Genomic DNA, 23,032 nt, shown 5'->3' on the forward strand with positions numbered 1-23,032 from the left:
GTCATGGAAACAGGGGAAATACAACGAGATTCTTTGAACAGCTTCTTTAAGCCGGCGCAGCAGTGACCAGGAGAAACACTCATGCGGCAAGAGACAGCAGAAATAGTATGCGAGCCCGGCACCTGATTCATTATGTAAATTTTTATGGATACCAGAGGATCATGATTTAAATCCTATTTAACAGCGACGCAGCAAATATTGACGGAAATGCTCCAGCGTAACGGCAGAACGTTACGTAACGCCGGAGGGAACAACATTGGACATTGCTTAAACGCCTGATCGGGCCATAGTTTTTAAACTGCGATTCATCTGCAAATAAATATATTTATTCATGAATTTCAATGACTTATGAAATACCAAAAGAACGCAGATAAAAAACAAATCCATGGCACGCAAGTTGCACAGTCTCCGCCCAGATAAGCCTCGCGAGGCAAATCGGAGCCCTTGCGTTTGATATTTCAATTTTCTACAGGACAGAGAAAATGACCACCTCCACCGCCCTCCCCTCGAATACCGCAGCTGCCGCACTGGCCACCCACGGCATGGCGTCCCAAACCGGCAGCGGCGCAGCGATGGCCGCATCGGCCAAAGGCACGCCTGCCACCCTGTCCCAGGCCAGCGCCGGCGTGCAGATTGTGCGGGATGGCCAGACGATGGCGGCCCCCGCAGGCACGGCCTTGCAAGTGGGTGACAAGATCATCGTGCCAGCCGATGGGAGCGCGCAGGCGCAGTTCAGCGGTGCCGGTGGCCAGAAGCTCGTGGGCACGTTTGCGGGCGGCACCGAGGCCACGCTGGGCTACCAGGCAGGCGCCGACGGCACAGGCGCGATGGCACTGGATCTGGCCTCGGGCAAGGTCGATGTGGCCCCTGCCGGGGACGACACCGACGCCTTGGGCCTGGTGGTGACCCAGGAAACGGCCGAAGCCGGTGGCTCTACCTTGGGCGATTTTCTGCTCGCCGGCCTGGTGGGCATTGGTGGCGGCGCGCTGATTGCTGCGGCGCTGGACAGCGGCGACGATGACGACGACCGGACGCCGCCCATCAACCCCACCAATCCAACGAACCCCACCAACCCCACGGATCCGACCAATCCGACCAACCCTACCAACCCGACGGATCCCACCAGTCCTACGGATCCGACCAACCCCACCGATCCCACCAACCCAACGAATCCGACCAATCCCACGGATCCGACCAACCCTACCAATCCAACGAACCCCACAAACCCTACGAACCCAACGAATCCGACCAACCCCACCAATCCAACGAACCCGACTAACCCAACGAATCCGACCAATCCGACGGATCCTACGAACCCGACCAATCCAACCAATCCTACGGATCCCACGAATCCGACCAACCCTACGAACCCCACCAATCCGACGAACCCGACGGATCCTACGAACCCGACCAATCCAACCAACCCCACGGATCCCACCAATCCGACCAACCCCACCAACCCTACGAATCCGACGGACCCTACCAATCCGACGAATCCTACCAACCCGACCAACCCCACGGATCCCACCAATCCGACGAACCCGACCAACCCTACGGATCCCACCAATCCAACCAATCCTACGAACCCCACGGACCCTACCAACCCTACCAATCCGACTAACCCAACGGATCCCACGAACCCGACCAATCCAACCAACCCGACGGATCCAACGAATCCAACCAACCCGACCAATCCTACGGATCCGACCAACCCCACCGATCCTACGGACGGCCATGGCCTGATCACCTCGGTCGAGGACGTACTGGGCGCGCTGGGCGGTGGCACCTTGGTGGCGCCCGTCACGGATCTGGTCAATTCGCTGATCAACCCATCGACGGGAACCCTCGCGGTGGTGACCAGCGTGCTGGAGCAGTTGACGAACACCAATGGTGGCCCTCTGGGTGTGCTGACCGAGCTGGTCGATGGCCTGGTCAATATCCAGGACCAAGGGCTGGAGCCGCTGGTTTCCACGCTCAACCAGCTGATCGCAGGTCTGGGCGATCCCACATCGACCGAAGGCATTCCCGGTCTGGTGAACCAGGTGTTGGGCGGTCTGCTCGGTGAGAACAGCCCGCTCGGTGAGCTGCTTGCGGGCGTGGGTGGTCTGCTGGGCGGCTTGCTGGGCGGCGGCTCCGGCACGCCGCCCGGTGGTACGGACGGCCCCGGCATCGTGACCACGGTGCAAGACGTGGTGGACGGTTTGCTCGGCGGCACGGTGGCAGAGCCGGTGGGCCAGTTGATCGACAGCCTGCTGCACCCGACCGATGGCACGCTTGCAACCGTGACCGGTTTGCTCGAAGGCCTGACCAGTGTCGAAGGCGGCCCCCTGGGTGTCTTGACCGAGTTGGTCCATGGCCTCACCCAAGTGGACGGCCAGGCGCTGCAGCCGCTGATTGGTACCTTGAACGAACTGATTGCCGGCTTGGGCAGCATTGGTGAAGGTGGTATCAGCGGCGGCCTGATCGGCTCCATCGTCGACAGCATCTTCGGCGGCCTGGTGCCTGGCGGTGGTTCCACCGACGGCGGCCTGGTCACGACGGTCCAAGAGGTTGTCGATGGCCTGCTGGGCGGCACCGTGGCAGAGCCTGTGGGTCAATTGCTCGACAGCCTGCTCAATCCCGGCAACGGCACCCTCGCCACCGTCACCTCGGTGCTCGAAGGCCTGACCTCGGTAGACGGCGGCCCGCTGGGTGTATTGACCGAGCTGGTCAGTGGCCTGACCCAGGTCGAAGGCCAGGCGCTGCAGCCCGTCATCGGCACCTTGAACGAGCTGATTGCCGGCCTGGGCAATGTGGGTGAAGGCGGCCTGGGCGGCGGCATCATTGGCAGCATCGTCGGCGGTGTGCTGGGCGGCCTGGTGCCTGGCGGCGGCGCCACCGATGGCGGGCTGGTCACCACGGTGCAGGATGTCGTAGATGGCTTGCTGGGCGGCACGGTGGCTGAGCCGGTGGGCCAGTTGCTCGACAGCCTGCTCAACCCGGGCAGCGGCACGCTCGCCACGGTCACCTCCGTGCTGGAAGGCTTGACCTCGGTCGACGGCGGTCCGCTCGGTGTGCTGACCGAGTTGGTCAGCGGCTTGACCCAGGTGGAAGGCCAAGCCCTGCAGCCTGTGATCGGCACCTTGAACGAGCTGATTGCCGGGCTGGGCAGCATCGGTGAAGGCGGCTTGGGTGGAGGCCTGGGCGGTGGCCTGATCGGCAGCATCGTCGGCGGTGTGCTGGGCGGCCTGGTCCCGGGTGGCGGCGCCACCGATGGCGGCCTGGTGACTACGGCGCAGGATGTCGTCGACAACCTGCTGGGCGGCACCGTGGCCGAACCCGTCGGCCAGTTGCTCGACAGCCTGCTCAACCCCGGTACGGGCACCCTCGCCACGGTGACCTCGGTGCTCGAAGGTCTGACCTCGGTCGAAGGCGGCCCGCTGGGTGTATTGACCGAGCTGGTCAGTGGCCTGACCCAGGTCGAAGGCCAAGGGCTGCAACCGGTCATTGGTGCCTTGAACGAGCTGATTGCCGGCTTGGGCAGCATCGGCGACGGTGGTGCCGGCGGCGGACTGGGCGGTGGCCTGATTGGCACCGTGGTCGGCGGTGTGCTGGGAGGCCTCACCGGCGGCAATGGCGGCTTGCTGGGCGGCCTGACCGGTGAAGGCGGCCTTCTGGGGGGCCTGACCGGCGACGGTGGTCTGCTGGGCGGCGTTGTCGGCGGAAACGGTGGCCTGCTCGGCGGCCTCACTGGTGAAGGTGGGCTGCTCGGTGGCTTGACCGGTGACGGTGGTCTGCTGGGTGGATTGCTGGGCTCCGGCTCCGGCGGCGCCGATGGCAGTGGCGTAATCACTACGGCACAAAACCTGGTCGGCGATCTGGTCGGCGGCACGGCCGCAGCGTCGGTCAATACCGTGGTCGATACCCTCCTCAACCCACAAAGCGGCGCATTGGCCCCTGTGACCAGCGTGGTAGAAAGTCTCACCCATACCGGCAGCGGGCCGCTGGGCGCCGTCACCTCGGTGGCCCATGGCCTGACCCAGTTGCCTGGCCAGGCGCTGGAGCCGGTCGTCTCTGCCGTGCACGATGCCGTCGCAGGTCTGAGCGGCGGCGCCTCTGGTGGCGCAGTCGGCGGCTTGCTCGGCGGCCTGACTGGAGAAGGCGGCCTGCTCGGCGGCTCGAACGGTGACGGTGGCCTGCTGGGCGGTGTCATTGGCGGCAACGGCGGCCTGCTGGATGGTCTGACCGGTGAAGGCGGCCTGCTTGGTGGCCTGACCGGTGACGGTGGTCTGCTCGGCGGATTGCTGGGCAATGGCGCCGGCGGTGCCGATGGCAGCGGTGTAGTCACTACGGCACAGAACCTGGTCGGTGACCTGGTTGGCGGCACCGTCGCAGCGCCGGTCAACGCGGTGGTCGATACCCTGCTGGATCCACAAGGTGGCGTCCTTGCACCGGTGACCATCATTGTCGAAGGCCTGACCCAGAGCGGCAGCGGCCCCTTGGGTGTCGTGACCTCGGTGGCCAATGGGCTCACCCAAGTGCCTGGCCAGGCGCTGGAGCCGGTCGTCTCTGCCGTACACGATGTCATTGCGGGCCTGAGCGGCGGCACCTCCAGTGGTGCGGTCGGCGGCTTGCTGGGCGGATTGACGGGAGAAGGCGGCCTGCTCGGCGGCCTGACCGGTGACGGTGGCCTGCTGGGTGGTGTCGTCGGTGGCAATGGCGGCCTGTTGGGCGGCATCACCGGCGAAGGCGGTCTGCTCGGCGGTCTGACCGGCGACGGTGGTCTGCTGGGTGGCGTGGTCGGCGGCAATGGCGGCCTGTTGGGCGGCATCACCGGCGAAGGCGGACTGCTCGGTGGCCTGACTGGTGACGGTGGTCTGCTGGGCGGATTGCAGGGCAATGGCTCCGGCGGCGCCGATGGCAGCGGTGTTGTGACCACGGCGCAGAACCTGGTCGGTGATCTGGTCGGCGGCACCGTCGCAGCGCCGGTCAACGCGGTGGTCGATACCTTGCTGGATCCGCAAAGCGGCGTATTGGCACCGGTGACCAGTGTGGTCGAAAACCTGACCAGCACCAGCAGCGGCCCCTTGGGCGTTGTGACCTCGGCGGTCAATGGCCTGACGCAGGAGACGGGCCAGGCACTGGAGCCGGTGGTCTCGGCCGTACACGATGTCCTGGCCGGGCTGGGTGGCGCCACCTCGGGCGGCGCAGCAGCGGGCCTGGGCGGTGTGGTCGACGGCCTGCTCGGTGACCAGGGCGTACTGGGCAGCGTGCTGGGTAGCACCGGCGCAACGGGGGGGCTGCTGGGCGGCCTGACCGGCAACACGGGCCTGGTCAGCGGCTTGCTGGGTGACAGCGGCGTGGTCGGTGGCCTGCTCGGCGGCAACACCGGCCTGCTCTCGGGCATCACCAGTGAGCACGGCCTCGTAGGCGGTCTGCTGGGCGGCAGCGGCGTGCTCGGTGGCTTGCTGGGCGGCACGGCAGCCCCACACTTCGTGGCCAGCACGGCCGGCAGCGCGCTGCAGCCGGTGGCCACCGCCATCAGCAGTGTGGCCAGCGGCGATGCACACAGCGTGCTGCCGCAGGACCTGCTGCACCACCAACTGGCCTGATGCACAGCGCGCCCTGCGCTGATCAGTGACCCGCTTCCATCCCCATGGGTCTGCAGCGCTTGCCTGGTTTCCAGGCAAGCGCGGGGCCCCATCAAGGATTGCCATGTTCAAACTTCTCCCTCTTTCTGCCGCCGCTGTGCTGGCCCTGGGCCTTGCGGCCTGCGGCAGCAGCTCCACCACCTCCAAACGCGAAGAGCACCATTACGCGCTGTCCAAGCCTTCGGCCGAGCCCGCCCAATCGGGCGTGGCACCAGTCGTTGCCACCGCACAGCCGGGCAAAAAAGGGCCGGCCGATACGGCCCATACCGTGTATTTCGACTTTGACTCCTATACCGTGCGCCCGGCTGACCGCCCCGTGCTGGAGAGCCATGCACGCTGGATGCGCAGCCACCCTGGCCAGTCGCTGACCTTGCAGGGCCACACCGATGCGCGCGGCGGCATCGAATACAACCTGGCGCTGGGCCAAAAACGGGCCGAGTCGGTGCGCAGCAGCTTGCAGACCCTGGGGGTCGACCCCGCCCGTGTCGAGGCCGTGAGCTATGGCAAGGAACGCCTGGCCGATACCGGCAGCAGCGAAGAGGCCCACCAGCGCAACCGGCGGGTGGAGTTCGAATACCGCTGAGTGCCCTCTGCCCCGGCCTGGCATGGCGTCCTGCATCGCCCTGCCCCCTTGCCTTGTCTCAGCCCCTGGAGGACATGTGTTGGCGCACCAAGCACCCCACCGCTGGAACAAACAGGCCAGCCTGGTCCAGCAACTGGGCCTGGGCCTGGACTATTTGAAGACCCGCACCAGCCCCCTGCCCGAGCCGTTTGGCGACTGCATCTTGCTGCTGAGCGTGGCAACACCAGGAGAGCCTGTGGCGACCTTTTATGTGCGCCGCGCCACGCTGGAGGCGGCCTGGCGCGCCGGCACCACCCAGGTGCGGCAATGGGCCTGGAGCCGCAACCTCGACTGCCTGGAGCTGCGCATTGACTGGCCATCGCGCATCAGTGCGCTGCAAGGCAGCGCCGCACCGGCCAACCAGCGCCCTGCGGTCTCGGCCTGGGCGCTGGCCGACGAGAGCCTCGAGCAGGTGCAACTGGTGCCGCCCCAGCGTTGGTCGGCAACAGCCCCGGCACCGAGCGCATGGCTGCCTGGCATGGGCGAGCAGCCGGGCCGCCTGCCCCGTGCGCACTGGCTGCTGCATCTGCAAGGCCTGTTTGTCAACAGCGAAGGCCGTCTGACGCAGCTGCCGCGCGCTGACACGCCCCCGTTGCCGACCACCGGCGCCACCTTGCTCCAGAGCGAGGCCAGCATCGCCACGCTGCAGGCGCTGGCCGTGCCCGAGCCAGCACACGGCCCCTGGAGCAACGAACGCCTGGAGGCCTTTTGCGCGCGCATCTATGCGCTGCTGCTGGTGCAGCAGCGCTACCAGCAGCAGACGGGCGAGGCGCCCCCCCAGCAGCGCGGCCTGTCCCAGCTGCTGGGCCGTGCCGCGCAGCAGCTGTGCCAGCAGATCCAACGCCACCAGGCAGATGGGACGCAGCGCTTGCACCACGCGCTGTGCCTGCTGGTACTGGCCCGCTATGCACAAAGCCAGCAGACCGAACCGCTGGACAGCGTGCTGCCGGTCATGGCCCAACTGGCCCAGCGCCTGGCCCCCGGCAAGGTCGTGACTGCGCACAGCGACTTGCAGCCACCGCTGCCCACGCCCAAACCGTCAGCATTGGCGCCCGCCTGGCGCCTGGTGGCGCTGGCCGCCTATGCCGATTGCATGGGTGCGTTGGGCTGCGCATCCACTGCGGTCGCAGCGCCCAGCGATGCACCATCCGCCCCACCCGGCGCCGCCCTAGGCAGCAGCGCCAGTACCACCAGCATGGCCACGCCTGAGATGGCTGCGCTCGAAGCGCTGACCCGGCACTGGCTGCAGTGGCACCTGCTGGCCCATGGGGGCGCCTCCTCGGCGCAGCCCGATTGGTCTGTGGTGGCGGTGGCCGAGCTGGCCCTGCAACCGGGCTTGGTCCAGGCCCGCAGCCACCTTCAAAGCTGCAGTTGGCTGGCTGCGCTGCGCAAAACCTTGCAAGCCCAGCTGCCGCAATACCTCCACCCCGAAGCGGCCATGTTTATGGCGCCCGATGCGCGAGAGCAAGCCGCTTTTATTGAGCCATTTACCGGTGCAGACCCTTTGCAGGCCAACAACTGGCGTATTTACCAGTGGATTCACCATATTGCTGTTCCGCAATTAATTAATTTTTGATTAGCAAATACCCTCAATTTGTTGAACATTCACATAGAAAAAAGCTTTAAGACTCCCGCTCCGCCAATATTTATATAACCCCTATATTTAGTATCTGGGCGGGTGACATTTGTCATAAAAAAATACAATTTCTTACCATCGCCGTTCCGCGCTATGTTTGATAAAAATCAAAGTAAATTACAAGAAATGGCGGACTAAACCGCAGTCGAGTTTCCGAGTTAATAAGAAAAACCAATAAATAAATAGTGTATTTGTGCAGCGCAACAGTGGATCGCTGAGAGGAATTGGGAGAGACCAACATGATCGAGTACCTGCTACCCCGCGCCTTGGTGTCACGCACCGAAGCCACGGCGCAGGCCCAGGAGGCCGAAGCGGCGACGGCCAGCCCGTTCGCTGCTGCCATGGCGACCTCGTTCGCCCATGCCAAAGGCCATTTGCACCAGGCCGTCTGGCTGTCACTGCCCATCAGCTTGCTCGGGCTGCTGCCCTCGATCTTCCTGCTGCAGGTCTATAACCGTGTCATCTCGCGCGGCGGCACCGCTACGCTCACCGCCATGGTGGCCGGCGTACTGTGCATGCTGGCGCTGGAGCTGTACCTGCGCCGCAAGCGCGCCCGTGCGCTGCGGGAAGCGGGCGCCACGATCGACCGCGAAGTCTCCCAAAACCTGATGCGCTCCATGCTGGCCCATCCGCTGCTCACTTTGGAGCAGCGCTCGGCCACGCAGTGGTTGCAGCTGTTTCGCGATGTCGGCTCGATGCGCTCGTGCATCTCGGGCGGCGTGGCCTCCTCGGTGCTGGATCTGCCAATGGCTCTGCTCGCGCTGATCGTGATCGGCATCATCGCCTGGCCCGTGCTGCCGGTGATCGTGGTGGCCATGGTCGTGCTGGGCGTGCTGGCCTGGTGGTGGGCCGATGAGGTGCGCAGTGGCCGGGTCGAAGAAGTCGAGCAGGCGCGCCAGCTCGACCGGGGCACGGCCGAGATCTGCAATGCGCGCGGCACCCTCAAGGTGCTGGGCTATGACGCAGCGGCCCAGCAGGCCTGGCAATCGGGCTATGACCGATGGCTGGCCGAGAGCTTTGACAAAAACGGCGAGATGGAAAACGCCAAGGAAACCAGCCATGTGCTGCTGACCTTGTTCTCGGTCGCCGTCATCACCGTGGGCGCGCTGGCCATCAATGCGCAGTGGATGAGCATCGGCAGCCTGATGGCGGTGAATCTGCTGTCGGGCAAGGCCCTGGGCCCGATTGCCCAGCTGGCCAGCAACTGGCGCTCGCTGGCCCGTGCCAACGAAGCCACGGCCCGCCTGCAAAAAGCACTGGAAGAGCCGCTGGAGCCCGAGAGCCAGCGCATTGCGCTGCCCCGCCCGCGCGGCGTGTTTCGCTTGGAGCAGGCCAGCTTCCAGTACCCTTCAGGCCACTTGGCGCTGGACCAGGTGTCGCTGCAGATCGGCCCCGGCGGCATCCATGCGATCCTGGGCCGCAATGGCGCGGGCAAATCCACCCTGGCCAAGCTGCTCGCCGGCCTGTACCAGCCCACGCAAGGCACGATCTCGATCGACGAGTACGACATGGCGCAGTTCCCGCGCAATGACCTGGGCCGCTGGGTCGGCTGCCTGGCACAGCAAACCTACTGGTTCAGCGGCCCCATTGTCGATATCTTGCGCATGGTCAGCCCCGATGCCGATGACGGCCAGATTCTGGCGGCCTGCCAGCTGTCGGGCGCGCACAGCTTTATCAGCCGCCTGCCCCAGGGCTACCAGACTGTCCTGGGCGAAGGCGGCGCGGGCCTGTCAGCCGGCGAGTTGCGCAAGCTCGGCCTGGCCCAGCTCTTCCTGCGCAACCCCTCGGTGCTGATTCTCGATGAGCCCAGCAACGACCTGGATTTCGAGAGTGAAACCGCGCTGCTGCAAACCCTGCGCCAGATTGCGACCAAGCACACGGTCATCATCGTCACCCATTCGCTGCGCGTAGCCTCGCTCGCCCAGCATATCTACCATGTGCGCGGTGACGGCCAGGTGGACCAGGGCCAGCCCGAGCAGATGCTGCCGCTGCTCTTTGGCGTCAGCAGCAAGCCAGCGGCCGCTGCCAACGAGGCCACCGCATCGCGCAGCGCGGCTGCCGCCAAGCCATCGGCCGCACCCGGCCCGGCGCAGGCCCAGGAGTTGGCATCATGACGGCCCGCTCCCTTCACGACCTGCCCCAGGTGCTGCAAAACCTGGAGCGGCCACCGGTTCCCGACACGCCCCAGCCCGGCCGCAACCAGCGCCGCATCGTGCTGGCCGCCTTGGGCGTGCTGGTGCTGGTGGGCCTGTTCTACCCGGTCGAGAACGTCGTGGTCGCCAGCGGCCAGGTGATTCCCTCCGACCGCGTGCAGACAGTCCAGCATCTGGAAGGCGGCATCGTCACCACCGTCCATGTCAAGGAAGGCCAGGAAGTCCACAAGGGCGAGCCGCTGCTCGAAATTGACCTGGGCGGCAGCAGCCTGAACCTGGAGCAGTTGACGGCCCGCAGCGCCACCGCGCAAGCCAGCCGCACGCGCCTCACGGCAGAGAGCCAGGGCCTGGCGCTCAAGGCAACGGATTTCCCGCGCGAGCTCGAGAGCAAGATTGTTCGCGCCGAGCTGGGCGCCTTCTCCTCACGGGCGTTGGAATACCAGGGCAGCCTGGCCTCGAGCCAGGCCATGCTGCTGCAGGCCCGGGGCGATGTGGCGCAAAGCCAGGCCCGCATCGACGGCCTGCGCAGCAGCCTGGCGCTGCATGAGCAAGAGGCCGGCATTGCCCAGCAGCTGGCGGCCGAGCAGCTGATTGGCCAGCTCGAAGTGCTCGACAAGCAGCGCGCCCTCACCTTGGTGCGCACCGACCTGGCCGCCGCCGTGCAAAGCCTGGTCAGCAACCGCGCCAAGGTCGAGCAGGCGCAGGCCAAGATTCTGGAAACCCAGGGCGCGTTCCGCCGCCGTGCCTCCGAAGAGCTGGCCCAGACCGAGCGCGAGCTGCTCAGCCTGAGCGAAGACCTGTCCCGCGCGCGCAACCAGCGCAGCCGTACCGTCGTGCTGGCCCCGACCGACGGCGTCGTCAAAGGGCTGCGCAGCTCGGGCGCTGGCTGGGTGGTCAAGCCCGGCGAGGCGATTTTGGAAGTCGTGCCCGACAAGGACGAGGTCATCGTCGAGGCCCGCCTGAACCCGGCCGACCGGGGCTATGTGCGTGCTGGCCAGGAAACCAAGGCCAAGGTCAGCGCCTACGACTACCTGCGCTATGGCTTTGTGCCCGGCAAGGTCACCCTGGTCTCGGCCGATGCCGACCACGACCCGAACGTGCCCGATTCGCCGTCGTATTTCCGCATCCAGGCCAGCCTGGCCCAGCCCTGGGTCGGCCGCAAGGACAACCGCATCACCACCGGCATGCAGGCCGAGCTCGATCTGCTGCTGGGCCGTGAACCCTTTATCTGGTATTTGCTGCGCCCCGTGCTGCATATCCAGAGCGAAGCTTTCCGGGAGCCTTGAGCGATGCGCCTCTTTGCCCCCGCACCCCTTAGCAGCGCGCCGCTTGGCCAGGCGGCCAGCTTGCCCGCGCGCTACCTGGCAGCCCAGCCACGCCTGGCTTGCGCCGGGCGCGCCGAGCCGCAGGGCGCCTCGGTCTGGGGGATTGTCTGCGCGCTCACCATGGCCTGGGCGAGCAGCGATCTGCAGGCGCAGGGCTTCTCCGATGGCACCGTGCCGGCGCAGGAGGCCAGCCAGTCCGACGCCATGCCGGTGCTGGAGATGCCGCTGCGCGTGCAAATGGCTGAACCTGCGCCAGAAAGCCGCGATAGCGCGCCTGCGCTTGCCAGCAGCACCGCACCCAGCGCAAGCGTAGAACTGGCAGCTCCCACGCCGGCCGCCCCCGTCGTTCCCGCCAGCACCGCACCTGCCGCCGCACTGCAGCTGGCACCCAAGCTGATGCCAGGCACACTTGCAGGCAACGCGTCCCAGCAGCAGCTGCTCACAGCGCTCTACACGATGCTGAGCGACCACCCCGATGTGCGCAAGGCGCGCGCCGCCGTGGAATCAGCCGGCTACGACACCCACACGGCTGAGGGCGCGCGCTGGCCCAGCTTCAAACTGGGCACCTCCGCCGGCAATGCGGCCCTGCCCCAGGGCGGGCGGCGCAGCTCGTACACGGCGGTGAACGCCGAGGTGCGCATGAACCTGCTCGATGGCGGCGCCATCAGCGCCGGCATCGATGCGGCCCAGGCCATGGAAGCGGCGCAAGGCAGCGCCCTCTACACCACGCGCCAGAATGTGCTGCTCGATGCGCTGTCGGCCTTGCTAGAGCTGCACCGCTTCCAGACCAAGGCCCGCATTGCCGCCGAGTCGGCCGAGATCATCGGCCAGCTCGCCCGGGTGGAAGAGCGCCGCGCGGAGCTGGGCGCCGTGGGCCGCAATGACCTGCGCCAGGCTGCATCGCGCCGCGCCAGCGCACTGGCCCAGCAAAACGCGCTGGAAGCCCAGCGCATCGATGCGCAGGCCCGCTTTACCCGGTTCTTCAACTACATCCCGAGCCTGTCCTGGCTGCCCGAGCCCCAGGTGCCCAGCTTCTGGGTGCCGACCAATGAGCAAGCGGCGCTGCTGGCTGCCGAGGACCAAAGCGCCGAGCTGCGCGAGATCGGCCACCTGATCGAGCGCGCCCAGGCCGAGGTCGAGCGCAGCAAGGCCCAGCGCTGGCCCACGGTGGCCGCCGTCGTCTCGCACACGCGCGATCCCAAGAGCGTGCTCTACACCGAAGGCACCCGCTACGGCGTGGAGCTGAACTGGAACTTTGGCAATGGCTTTGAGCTGCGCGACCGCATCCTCAAGGCCATCAGCGAGCTGCAGGCCCAGCAGGCCCAGCAAGAGGCCGTGCGCCGCCAGGTGCATGAGGCTGCGTCCTCCGCCTGGGGCCGCTGGCAGGCAGGCCGCGCCCGCGAGGCCCAGCTGCGCGATGCCGTGCGCGAAGCCAGTGCCGCCTTTGAAGGCTACCGGCGCCTCCTGGAAGTGGGCCGGGGCAACCTCTCGCAGGTGCTCGATGCCCAGCTCGACGTACAGCGCCTGATGCTGGACGCAGCCGACGCCATGTATGACCAGCGCATCAATGAATTGCGCCTGACCCGCACCACCGGCCAGTTGCTGCCCCGCGACTTGCCCGAGCACTGGCTCGACCAGCTCTTTGCCCAGCGCTCTGCGAATGCCCCCGCGCCTGCCACTGCGCAGCGCCCCTTTGCCAGCCCTGGCCCCGCGCCACTGGCTGGCAGCCGCGCAGCCCCTGCCCGGCCTGGAACCCCCTATACCTCACCCCCTGTTTTGACTGCGCAGCACCTGCCGCTGCGCCTGGACCACCGATGGGACACGCAGCTGCTCAGCCAGCCGCAAGGCTCCGGTGCAGCGCGCGCACTACGCTGGTAAGAGGTACGGGTTTCCACAGCGACAGGCGCTTGCCCACGCCTGCCACTGTTTTTCAGCTGGGCTATGTAAATGGAGAGCATCATGACCAACATCATCAAGAACTTCTGGAACGATGAAGAAGGCGCGACCGCCATTGAGTATGGGTTGATTGCAGGGCTGATTGCCGTCGGTCTGCTGGTGGCATTGACCGATATCGGTACCAAGCTGAAAGTGGTTTTCGAGAAAATTGGTACTGCCCTGACTGCCTCCGGCACCGCAGCTCCCTGAGCGCCTCAACGTGACTACCACTGCCTTCACCTGGATCCTGCTGCTGTGGCTCGTCGCCATAGCAGTCATGGATCTGCGCAGCCGCAAGGTGCGCAACTGGATGGTGCTGCTGGGCCTGGCCACAGGCTTGGCAGCACTGTTCGGAGGTGCACAGCCGTTCGACATGCTGGCCTGGCAAGGCCTGGCAGGTATGGCGGTGGCCTTTGTCGCGCTGCTACCCCTGTACGCCATCCGCTGGATGGGCGCCGGAGATGTCAAGTTTGCGGCGGTCGCTGGCCTGTGGTTTGGGCTGTCCCCCTATCTGCTGGCCATCTGGCTGGGTGCAAGCCTGCTTGCCGGTCTGCACAGCATGGTCGTATTGGGGTGCCGCAGCCTGCTGCGCAGCCCCCAAGGCGCGTTGCTGCTGGCCAGACTGCCCCTGCTGCAGCCCGTACTGGCAGCCGGTGCAGATGCGCCTGCCAACGACCGGCCTCGTGGCCCCCAGCGCAGCATTCCCTATGCCGGTTATATGGCGCTGGTGGCGATCGTGCTGATGATGCGCAACTCCGTGCCTTTCCAGGGTTGAAGGACTGCTGACATGCACCTCTATTCACCTCCACCTCCCATGTGTTTTGCTGTCGCCCCCTGGGCCGCACACGCTGCCGCGACAGCAAAGCATATGCCGCGTTCAACCTCTAGGAGCCCTCAACCATGAACCTCACCAAGATACTGGCCGGCCTGCTGCTGGTCCTGGCCTTGGCCCTGGGCCTGGGCGCCTTGCTGCTGGGCCGCCAGACAGCCAATCGGCCGGTGGCACCGACCACGGCGCCAAGCAGCGGTGCTGCCAGCCAAGCGGCGCCCACCTTTGCCGTTGTGGTGGCTGCCAAGCCCATAGCGGCAGGCCAGCGCCTGGTGGCAGACGACCTCAAGATCGCGCAGTTGCCAGTCGCCGTGGCCTCCAGCTTCTCCAACACCGATGCTCTGCTGGGCCGCACCACCACGATGGCGCTGGCGCCCGATGCACCGCTCTTTGAGCAGCAACTGATCAGCGGCCTGGCCTTGCAGGTCGAGCCCGGGCAACGCGCGGTGTCCGTCGGTATCCGCGAGGCCATGGCTGCTGGCCACCATGTGCGGCCCGGCGATTTTGTCGATGTGTTCTTTACGCTGGATGGCAAGACCGACGCGACGGAGGTGGACAGCCAGACCCGGCTGCTGCTGGCACGCACCCGGGTGCTGGCCTATGGCCCAGCCAGTGTCGAGAACCCCCCGCTCACCCAGGCCCAGCGCCAGCAGGAAGAGCAAGAGGCCGCCAAGACCGGCAGCAGCGGCAATGCGGCGCGGCGCAATACGCAAGATGCCCAGGCGGCTCGCAGTGCCGCGACCGCCGTGCTGGCCGTGCCTTTGCAGGATGTGGAGCGCCTGACCCTGGCCGAGAAATACGGCCAGTTGAGCCTGGCGCTGCGCCACCCCGATGACAGCCGCGTGCCCGACCCGGCCCTGTTTGCCGCGCTGCCCACGGTGCTGCAGCCGGTAGCAGGCAAGCTGGCCAAGGGCGAGGAGCTGCAGGGCATGGACCGCTCCTTTGCCGGCCTGCGCTTCAAGGACCTGGCAACCGGCGCCGACAGCAAGCCAGTGCGCCGCCCTGCCACCGTCACGCAGGCCAGGGCGCCAGCGCCGGCCGCGCCCTTGGCGCCACCACGCACGCTGGAGGTCTACCAAGGCGCGAGCGTGCAGACCGTACGTTATTGATGGCTGCCGGGGTTGTCAGCCCCGGTTGACCGCGCCACACAGGCGCACACGGGCCCGCAAGGCCCGGAACCAGAACGAGACAGACGAGGGAACCGACTATGAGAACCACCGCACTCGCATCCGCCGCCTGGCTGCCGCTGCTGGCCAGCACCTTGGCCGTGCAGGCCCAGCCTGTGGCCCCCGCTGCCGTGAGCGTGCAACCCTTGGCGCTGGTGCAAGGCCAGCAGCAGCTGTTCAAACCCGGTATTGCCATTGCACGCATCGCCATTGGCGACCCAGCCGTGCTGGATGTGCAGGTGCTGGGCGAATTGCCCCAGACCGGCAAGCCCGCCGCTGGCAAGGCTGCCGCCCCGCGCCCTGCCCGCCCGGCCGAGCTGCTGCTGACCCCCAAGGCCGCTGGCAGCACCACCTTGATGGTCTGGCCCAGCCAGGGCGAACCGCAGACCTGGAGCGTTGTGGTCAGTGGCCCGCGCCTGTTGCTGGAGCGCCGCCTCCAGTCCCTCCCTGAGCACGCGCGCGCCTCGGCAGAACTGGCGGCCACTGCGCCCAAAGGCACGCCCTTGACCGACCGCGCCCAGGTGGATGTGCGCAGCAATACCGTGCAGGTGGATGTGCAGGTGGTGGAGTTCAAGAAATCGGCCATGCGGCGCGCGGGCGTGCAGCTCAACAGCGGCGGGGCCAATGACCATGGCTTCCAGTTCGGCGTCTACACCCCGGGCAGCAATGGCAGCAGCAGTGGCTCTTCCAGCGGCAGCGGCGGTAGCGGTGGTAGCGACAATGGCACGACAGCCATTGCCAGTGCGATGAACCTGGTGCTCGGCTTTGGCCGGGCCTTCAGCGGCCGGGGCATTACTGCGCAGCTGGGTTTTCTCGAAGGCAATGGCCTGGCGCGCGTGCTCGCCAAACCTACCTTGGTGGCCCACAGCGGCCAGACCGCAAGCTTTCTGGCCGGTGGCGAGATCCCGATCCCCGTGCCCAGCGGCGGCAGCAACAATATCTCCATCCAGTACAAGGAGTTTGGCGTCAAGCTGCAGCTGACGCCGACCATTCTGTCCAACGAGCGCATCGCCCTCAAGGTGGCGCCTGAGGCCAGCGACCTGGACTACACCCAGGGCGTGACGATCAATGACATCTCGGTGCCCGCGCTGCGCACCCGCCGTGCCGACACCTTTGTCGAGCTGGCCGATGGCGAGAGCTTTGTCATTGGCGGGCTGGTCAGCCGCTCGACCCTGTCCAATGTCAACAAGGTGCCGCTGCTCGGTGACCTGCCCATCCTGGGCACCTTCTTCAAGAACCTCAACTACTCGCAGGAAGAGACCGAGCTGGTGATCATCGTCACGCCCCGCCTGGTGCAGCCGCTGCCCGCCGGCACCAACCTGGAGGCACTGCTGCCGGGCGCGCAGCAGGAGCTGCCCAATGCGGGCCGCGTCTGGGCACCGTATGCGGTAGGCGCGCCCTATGCCGACTCCCCCCTGCCCGGCTTTTCGTACTGATGCCATGAACAAGGACTCGCTCACCCCCAGGCCCGGGCAGGCCCGGCCTGCGCCGGCCGATGCCAGCGAGCGCCCGGCCCTGCGCGCCGTACCACCTTCACTGACCCCAGTGCCTGCCACCGCCAACCCCGCAGGCGACAGCCCGGCCACCGTGCCGCTGCCGCTGCTGCTGGTGCAGGCGCCCGCGCCGCAGGGCGCGCTGGCGCTGGCCTGGATGCAGCGGCTGCTGGGCGGCGCCCAGCCCCATGTCGCTCCCAGCCTGTATACGGTGGCCGAGCAAGTGCAGCAGCTGCAGCCCCAGGCGGTGCTGGTGCAGTTTGACAGCGCCAATGTCGATGCAGCCACTGCGCTGGTGGCCCAGCTGCAGCAGGCCTTTCCGCATATCCCGCGCCTGGCGATTGGCCATGCGCAGGACGCCCCATGCCTGCTGGCAGCATTGCGCGCCGGCGTGCAGGATTTTCTGGATCTGGATGCACCGCTGGACCCGGCCCAGCGAGTGGTGAGCCAATTGCTGGCCCGCCCCGCTGCCGTAGACCAGCGCCGTGCCGATGCCGCGCCCATCACCGCACTGCTCTCGGCCCGGGCCGGCTTGGGCTGCAGCCTGCTGGCATCGCACCTGGCCTGGCATCTGCAAGAGGGCCTGAGCCCTGCGCGCAGCGGCAAGGCTGCTGTGCCAGCCAGCCACACCGCCGAAGGGCAGAGCTTGCATGCCTTGCTGCTGGACATGGGTGCTTCCGGCGGTGACTGCGCCATCTACCTCAACACCCCGGGCGAGTTCAGCCTGGCCGATGCGCTCAGCCAGCAGCGGCGCCTGGACAAGCGCATGGCGGCCAGCGCGCTGTCGCGCCACCCCAGCGGCCTGCGGCTGCTGACCATGCCCCGCCATGCCGCGTTGCCAGCGGCCGGAGAGATCGACGCACTGGTCCAGCGCCTGGGCCAGTATTTTGAGCACCTGGTGCTGGACCTGGGCGCAGACACGCCCCTGCCGGTGCTGGCCGAGGTGCTGCCCCAGGCCAGCCAGATCTGGCTGGTCTGCGACCAGAGCGTGGCCAGCGTGGTCTGGACTGCCGAGCTCCTGCAGCAACTGCAGGCCATCGGCATTGCACCCGAGCGCATCGAGCTGATTGTGAACCGCCATGACAGCCGGCTGGAGCTGGCGGCCAGCCACATGGCGGCGCAGTTGCAACTGCCGTTGCTTGGCAGCATTCCCGAGCGCCGCCGGCCACTGATGCAGGAGGTCAACCGGGGCCTGCTGCTGCAGGCACAGCGCCGCAGCGAGCCCTATGTGAAGGCGGTCGGCCAGCTCGCCGACCAGCTGCTGGCCGCGCACCATCCACAGCGTGTGGGCCACCGCAGCGGCGCGGCCGGGCCCTTGCAACACCTTCTCCAGCGCCTGCGCGGACACTGAAAACCACCATGACGACCACGGACTACACCACCTCCGCCGCCGCTGCCAGCGAGAACCTGCAGCATGCCCAGCTGCTTGCCGATCTCAAGAACCATGCCTATGAGCACCTGCTCAGCCGCATTGAGGAGCTGGGGGCGGAGTTTGGCCGCTGGTCCCAGGCGGCGATTGCGCAGTTTGTGAAGCTCGAGCTCGACAGTTTTATCCGCCTGCATGCGGTGCCGGTCAATGAGCAAGAGGCCCGCCAGGTGGCCGAGGCGCTCAGCCGTGAGCTCACCGGCCTGGGCCCGCTGCAGCCGCTCCTGGAAGATGCGCGCGTCGAGGACATCCTCATCAATGGCTACCGCGACATCTATGTCTCGCGCGGCGGCATACTCGAGCGCGAAGCCTCGCACTTCAAGGACGACGAGCATGTGCTGCGCATTGTGCGGCGCATTCTGGCGCCGCTGGGGCGGCGCCTGGACGAATCCAGCCCCATGGTCGATGCCCGCCTGCCCGATGGCGGCCGCATCAATGTGATCATCGGCCCGCTGGCCATCGACGGCCCCACGGTCTCGATCCGCAAGTTCCGCAAGGACCCGCTCACGCCCAAAGACCTGGTCGAGCTGGGCAGCTTCAGCGAAGACATCTGCCGCATTCTGGAGATGGCCGTCAAGGCACGCTGCAACATCCTGGTGAGCGGCGGCACCAGCTCGGGCAAGACCTCCTTGCTCAACGCCCTGGCCAGCTTTATCCCGAGCAACGAGCGCATCGTGACCATCGAGGACACCGCCGAGCTCGCCCTCAACCACAGCCATGTGGTGCGGCTGGAGAGCCGCCCGGGCAGCTTCGATGGCTCGGGCCATGTGAGCATCCGCGACCTGCTGGTCAACAGCCTGCGCATGCGGCCCGATCGCATCATCGTTGGCGAAGTGCGCAGCGGCGAAGTGCTGGAGCTGCTCCAGGCGATGAACACCGGCCACGATGGCTCGATGGGCACCATCCATGCCAGCTCGCCGCGCGAATGCCTCTACCGCGCCGAGATGCTGGCCGGCTTTGCCGGCTTTCAGGGCAGCGAAGTGAGCCTGCGCCGCCAGATTGCCAATGCGGTGGACTTTATCGTGCAGATCGGCCGCCTCTCCAACGGCCGCCGGCGCCTGCTGTCGCTGACCGAGGTGACCGGCATGACGGACAACATGATCTCCACCCAGGAGCTCTACCGCTACGAGGCCCAGACCGGCCCCGACGGCCAGGAGCAGGACCACTGGATCTCTATGGGCATCTCGCCGCATTCGCCCAAATTGCTGGCCTGGTGGCGGGGCCAGCAGCAGGCCGGCAGCGGCGGAGGACAGCGATGAACATCCACCCAGTCGTTTTGGTCATCGCCGCCCTCGCCTGCGCGCTGCTGGCCCTGGCGCTGTGGCTGTTCTCCCGTGCGCGCCAGCAGCAGGCCCGGCAATCGATTGCCGGCCATATGCAGCGCAGCCGCGATATCCAGCGCGATCTGCTGGCCCCCTCAGCCGCCGCCCCGATGCCGGGCATGGCAGCCGACCCCAGAGCTTCTGCAGCCTTGCCTGCTGCGCTCACGCCCTCGGCCTCGGCCTCGGCACGGCAATGGTTGTATGACCATCTGGGCTATGGCGCCTGGGGCATTACGCCACGGGGTCTGGCCATGATTGCTGCAGTGGGCGTCGTGCTGGCCATGCTGATTGCGATGCAGGCCGGCGCACTTTTGGGCCTGATGGTGCTGGCCGTCTATGCGCTGCTGACCTGGTTTGGCATCTGGCACCGGGTGAGCAAGCGCCGCGCCAAGATGCTCTCGCTGCTGCCGGGCTTTCTGGACAATATGGTGCGGCTGATCTCCATCGGCAACTCGCCCCACGCCGCCTTCCAGTTTGCCAGCGGCAATGTGCCCGAGCCGCTGGGCAGCGCCTTGCAGCATGTCAATGCGTCCCTCAGCGTCTCGCCCGATCTGGGCCAGGCGATGACACAGCTGGAGCGCACCTGGAAGCTGGCCGAATTTGGGCTGCTCGCTGCGGTCTTCCGCATGAGCACGCGCTATGGCGGCCGGGTGGACCAGGTGCTCGAACGTGTGTCCGCCTATATCCGCGACCGCCAATCGGCCGAGCGCGAGCTCCATTCCCTCTCGACCGAGGTGCGTCTTTCAGCCTGGATCCTGGCCTTGCTGCCCATCATCGTGGGCAGCTTGATCATGCTGCTCAACCAGGGCTACTTCCTGCGGCTGTGGCAAGACAGTACCGGCCAAAAAATGATCTTTATCGCAGCAGGCCTGGAAGTATTTGGCTCCTTTCTGCTGTACCGGCTGGCACGCCTGAAATAGGGAGTCCGACTGATGTCTCGACCCACATTCCTGAACGACCGCCGTTATTCGCCTCCTCCAGAGCCTGTTTGCTGCACGGAGGATTGCCGATGACCAGCGATCAACTGTGGATTGCCAGCCTGGTGCTGGCTGCGCTGGGGCTGCTGATGCTCGCAGGCAGGCTGCTGCTGCGCCAGCACCGCAGCGAACGCACCGAGTTGCGCGTCGCGCAGTTGCTGCGGCAGCGCGAGGCGACAGCTGCGGTGATTCAACCCTTCCCCATACCCGGGCTGCAAGCGCTGCCAAGCTCCGCATCGCAAAGTGAGCAAGAAGCGGCCCAGCAGATGATCGATCGTCTCAAGCCGCCTGCCTGGTTGGACACCGGACTGGCAAAGGCCTTGTTTGCGGACGAGGACCGCAAGCTCATGGAGCAGGCAGGCATCGAGATGGCACGTGGCGCCTTCACATTTGTCACCAGCCGCATCTTGCTGTGCCTGGCCCTGCCTGTGTTGGCGCTGCTAATTTTCGAGCCACAGGGCACCACCGCCGTGTTCCAAGGCTTTGTAGCTTTCAGCCTGGGCCTGATGCTGCCCAAGTGGATTTTGCGCTCCAAGGCAACGACACGCCGCAAGCAAGTCGTCGAAGAACTACCCCTGTTTGTTGACCTGCTGCGCCTGCTGCAGGGCGTGGGCCTGAGCATTGACCAGAGCCTGCATATTCTGGCCTCTGAGTTTGGCAGTGTGCTGCGCGTGCTGAGCGCCGAGCTGGGCCTGGCCAATCGGCTCTACAGCTCGGGCCGCACGCGTGAGCAGTCGCTGCAGCGCCTGGCGATGCTGGGCGCGGACGACGACATGAGTGCCGTGGTCAACCTGCTGGTGCAGGTGGACCGGCATGGCGGCGCAGTGCAAGAGCCGCTGCGCGAGTTCAGCCTACGCCTGCGCGAGAAGCGCCAGGCCAATTTCAAGGAAAAGATCGGCACGATCACGGTCAAGATGACCGGCGTGATGGTGCTGACCTTGCTGCCCGCCTTGATCGTGATTACCGCAGGGCCTGGCTTTACCGCGGTGATCCGCTCACTGTCGGCGATAGGAGGGAAATAACTATGCGCCATCACCTCAGCAACACCCGAACAAGTTCAATGCCGCTGCTGGCCTTGGCCGCTGCGCTGCTGACCGGCTGCGCCTCCAAAGGCCCGCAAGGTTATGGCGCCGCCGAACAAAGCACGGCAGCCCAAGCCCAGCAGCAAATGGAAAAGGCCGCGCAGCTGACCCAGATCGATCCGCAGCAGACTTATCTGAACCTGATTCGCCAGATGCAGCAGGCCAACCAGTGGTATGCGTCGCTGGCGCATACGCAGGCCTTTGAGCGCCAGTACGGCAGCCAGCCGCAGATCCGGCTGATGCGCGCCGATGCACTGCGCAATACCGGCCAGGGCCCATTGGCCGAGCAAGGCTACCAGGCGCTGCTGGCCGACCCCGACAGCAGCACCGTGGCCCGCGCGCGGCGCGGCCTGGGCCTGCTGTATGCCAGCCAGGCCCAGTACCCCAATGCCATTGCGCAACTCGAGATGGCGCGCCAGATCAACCCCATTGATGCCGATGTGCTGAGCGACCTGGCCTACGCCCATATGCTGGACGGCCAGACCGAGGCCGCCCATCTGCCAGTGTTGCAGGCAGCGCAGCTGGCCCCGGGCAATGCCCGGGTGCAGCTCAACCTGGCCCTCTACCTGATGGCCAGCGACCAGAAGGCACAGGCCTCGCAACTGCTGCAACGCCTGAGCCAGCCCGCCACCAAGAATGTGCCCGCGCTGATCGACGCGAACTCGATGCAGACCTTGCAGGCCCAACTGCAGACCGTGCAAACCGCCATGCGCCGGCGCAACGGGGGTGAGCTGCCAGCGCCAGTACCGGCTGCGGCGGCGCCCTTGGTGGACGGCGCAGCACTTGCGGTCAGCCCGCTTCCAGCTGTGGCTACAGACCCGATCGCGGCGCCGGCTGCAACGCCATCTGCAGGGCCTGCTGCCGGCCCTGGGCCTGCCGTGCCCACGGCCTTGCGCAGCACAGCCGCTGGCAACGACAGCCCGCACATCACCAATACCCCGGCACGCCCCATTGCGCCTTAGCACCACCAGGAGTAACTCATGTCTCAGTCCCTTTCTCTCCCCACCTGGCGTTCCGTGCTGCTGGGCCTTGCTGCTTGTGCGGGATTCTCGGTCACCGCGGTGCGTGCCGAATCCAGCCGCGCCGTGGCATCGGTCCAAGCCGAGGTGCCCAGCCTGGAGATGACACGGCCAGCGCATGTGGTGGAGATCGCCGAGCGCGCCTCGCCCGCCACGCAGCCCTATATTCCGCTGGCCACGGAGAACAGCAATCCTTCGCTGGAAAACCCCGTCATCTGGCGCAGCCGCCCGCTCATCATCGGCAACGCCACCGAGCGCCTGCTGGCCATGCAGACCGCATCGCCCGGCGTACACCCCCGCGCCATCGATGGCGAGCAGGCCAGCCGCAGCTACCAGCGCTACCTCAAGAGCTTTGAGACCAAGATCCCCGAGCGCTTTGAGACCGGCATGGATGTGAAGCAGTAACACTTACCGCCC

The 23,032-nt window shown here is 66.4% G+C and carries 16 protein-coding genes; all 16 read left to right on the plus strand.

Features of this window, described 5'->3' with window-relative positions; translation table 11 throughout:
* Positions 1-482 precede the first annotated feature (482 nt).
* The 16 genes from F0Q04_RS15160 to F0Q04_RS15235 all read left to right on the plus strand — a co-directional run bounded on the left by F0Q04_RS15160 (position 483) and on the right by F0Q04_RS15235 (position 23,020).
* Positions 483-5,591 carry a hypothetical protein gene (locus F0Q04_RS15160; RefSeq protein ID WP_182341777.1) on the plus strand — a complete coding sequence of 1,703 codons (5,109 nt, stop codon included), beginning with the start codon at positions 483-485 and terminating at the stop codon, positions 5,589-5,591.
* Between the two features lie 103 nt (positions 5,592-5,694).
* Positions 5,695-6,213: an OmpA family protein gene (locus F0Q04_RS15165; protein WP_182341779.1), complete on the plus strand. Its 519-nt coding sequence runs from the start codon at positions 5,695-5,697 to the stop codon at positions 6,211-6,213.
* Positions 6,214-6,292: 79 nt separating this feature from the next.
* Positions 6,293-7,828 (plus strand): hypothetical protein, encoded by a 1,536-nt coding sequence (locus F0Q04_RS15170; RefSeq protein WP_182341782.1) that lies wholly within the window; start codon positions 6,293-6,295, stop codon positions 7,826-7,828.
* Positions 7,829-8,127: 299 nt separating this feature from the next.
* Complete coding sequence (locus F0Q04_RS15175) at positions 8,128-10,002, plus strand: peptidase domain-containing ABC transporter (RefSeq protein ID WP_182341786.1); 1,875 nt, start codon at positions 8,128-8,130, stop codon at positions 10,000-10,002.
* Complete coding sequence (locus tag F0Q04_RS15180; protein ID WP_182341789.1) at positions 9,999-11,327, plus strand: HlyD family type I secretion periplasmic adaptor subunit; 1,329 nt, start codon at positions 9,999-10,001, stop codon at positions 11,325-11,327. Before F0Q04_RS15175 ends, F0Q04_RS15180 begins: the two co-directional genes overlap by 4 nt.
* A gap of 3 nt (positions 11,328-11,330) precedes the next feature.
* Positions 11,331-13,244, plus strand: coding sequence for a TolC family protein (locus F0Q04_RS15185; RefSeq protein ID WP_232539361.1), 1,914 nt, complete (start codon positions 11,331-11,333; stop codon positions 13,242-13,244).
* Between the two features lie 81 nt (positions 13,245-13,325).
* On the plus strand, positions 13,326-13,511 hold the full coding sequence (locus tag F0Q04_RS15190; RefSeq protein WP_116924463.1) for a Flp family type IVb pilin: 186 nt from the start codon (positions 13,326-13,328) through the stop codon (positions 13,509-13,511).
* 10 nt (positions 13,512-13,521) lie between these two features.
* On the plus strand, positions 13,522-14,076 hold the full coding sequence (locus F0Q04_RS15195; protein ID WP_232539362.1) for an A24 family peptidase: 555 nt from the start codon (positions 13,522-13,524) through the stop codon (positions 14,074-14,076).
* Between the two features lie 125 nt (positions 14,077-14,201).
* Positions 14,202-15,239 (plus strand): Flp pilus assembly protein CpaB, encoded by a 1,038-nt coding sequence (gene cpaB, locus F0Q04_RS15200; protein WP_182341791.1) that lies wholly within the window; start codon positions 14,202-14,204, stop codon positions 15,237-15,239.
* Positions 15,240-15,337: 98 nt separating this feature from the next.
* Positions 15,338-16,732 (plus strand): type II and III secretion system protein family protein, encoded by a 1,395-nt coding sequence (locus F0Q04_RS15205; protein ID WP_182341794.1) that lies wholly within the window; start codon positions 15,338-15,340, stop codon positions 16,730-16,732.
* A 4-nt stretch (positions 16,733-16,736) separates the two neighbouring features.
* Positions 16,737-18,140 carry an AAA family ATPase gene (locus F0Q04_RS15210; RefSeq protein ID WP_182341797.1) on the plus strand — a complete coding sequence of 468 codons (1,404 nt, stop codon included), beginning with the start codon at positions 16,737-16,739 and terminating at the stop codon, positions 18,138-18,140.
* A gap of 8 nt (positions 18,141-18,148) precedes the next feature.
* Positions 18,149-19,474 carry a CpaF family protein gene (locus F0Q04_RS15215; protein ID WP_182341801.1) on the plus strand — a complete coding sequence of 442 codons (1,326 nt, stop codon included), beginning with the start codon at positions 18,149-18,151 and terminating at the stop codon, positions 19,472-19,474.
* Positions 19,471-20,457: a type II secretion system F family protein gene (locus F0Q04_RS15220; protein WP_116924057.1), complete on the plus strand. Its 987-nt coding sequence runs from the start codon at positions 19,471-19,473 to the stop codon at positions 20,455-20,457. Before F0Q04_RS15215 ends, F0Q04_RS15220 begins: the two co-directional genes overlap by 4 nt.
* Before the next feature lie 89 nt (positions 20,458-20,546).
* Positions 20,547-21,536, plus strand: coding sequence for a type II secretion system F family protein (locus F0Q04_RS15225; protein ID WP_116924058.1), 990 nt, complete (start codon positions 20,547-20,549; stop codon positions 21,534-21,536).
* Positions 21,537-21,538: 2 nt separating this feature from the next.
* Entirely contained in the window at positions 21,539-22,558 is a 1,020-nt protein-coding gene (locus F0Q04_RS15230) for a tetratricopeptide repeat protein (RefSeq protein WP_133247963.1), read from the plus strand.
* Positions 22,559-22,576: 18 nt separating this feature from the next.
* Positions 22,577-23,020 carry a DUF3613 domain-containing protein gene (locus tag F0Q04_RS15235; protein WP_232539363.1) on the plus strand — a complete coding sequence of 148 codons (444 nt, stop codon included), beginning with the start codon at positions 22,577-22,579 and terminating at the stop codon, positions 23,018-23,020.
* Positions 23,021-23,032: the final 12 nt, after the last annotated feature.

Origin of the sequence: Comamonas koreensis, from assembly GCF_014076495.1 — a bacterium.
GTDB lineage: Bacteria > Pseudomonadota > Gammaproteobacteria > Burkholderiales > Burkholderiaceae_C > Comamonas > Comamonas squillarum.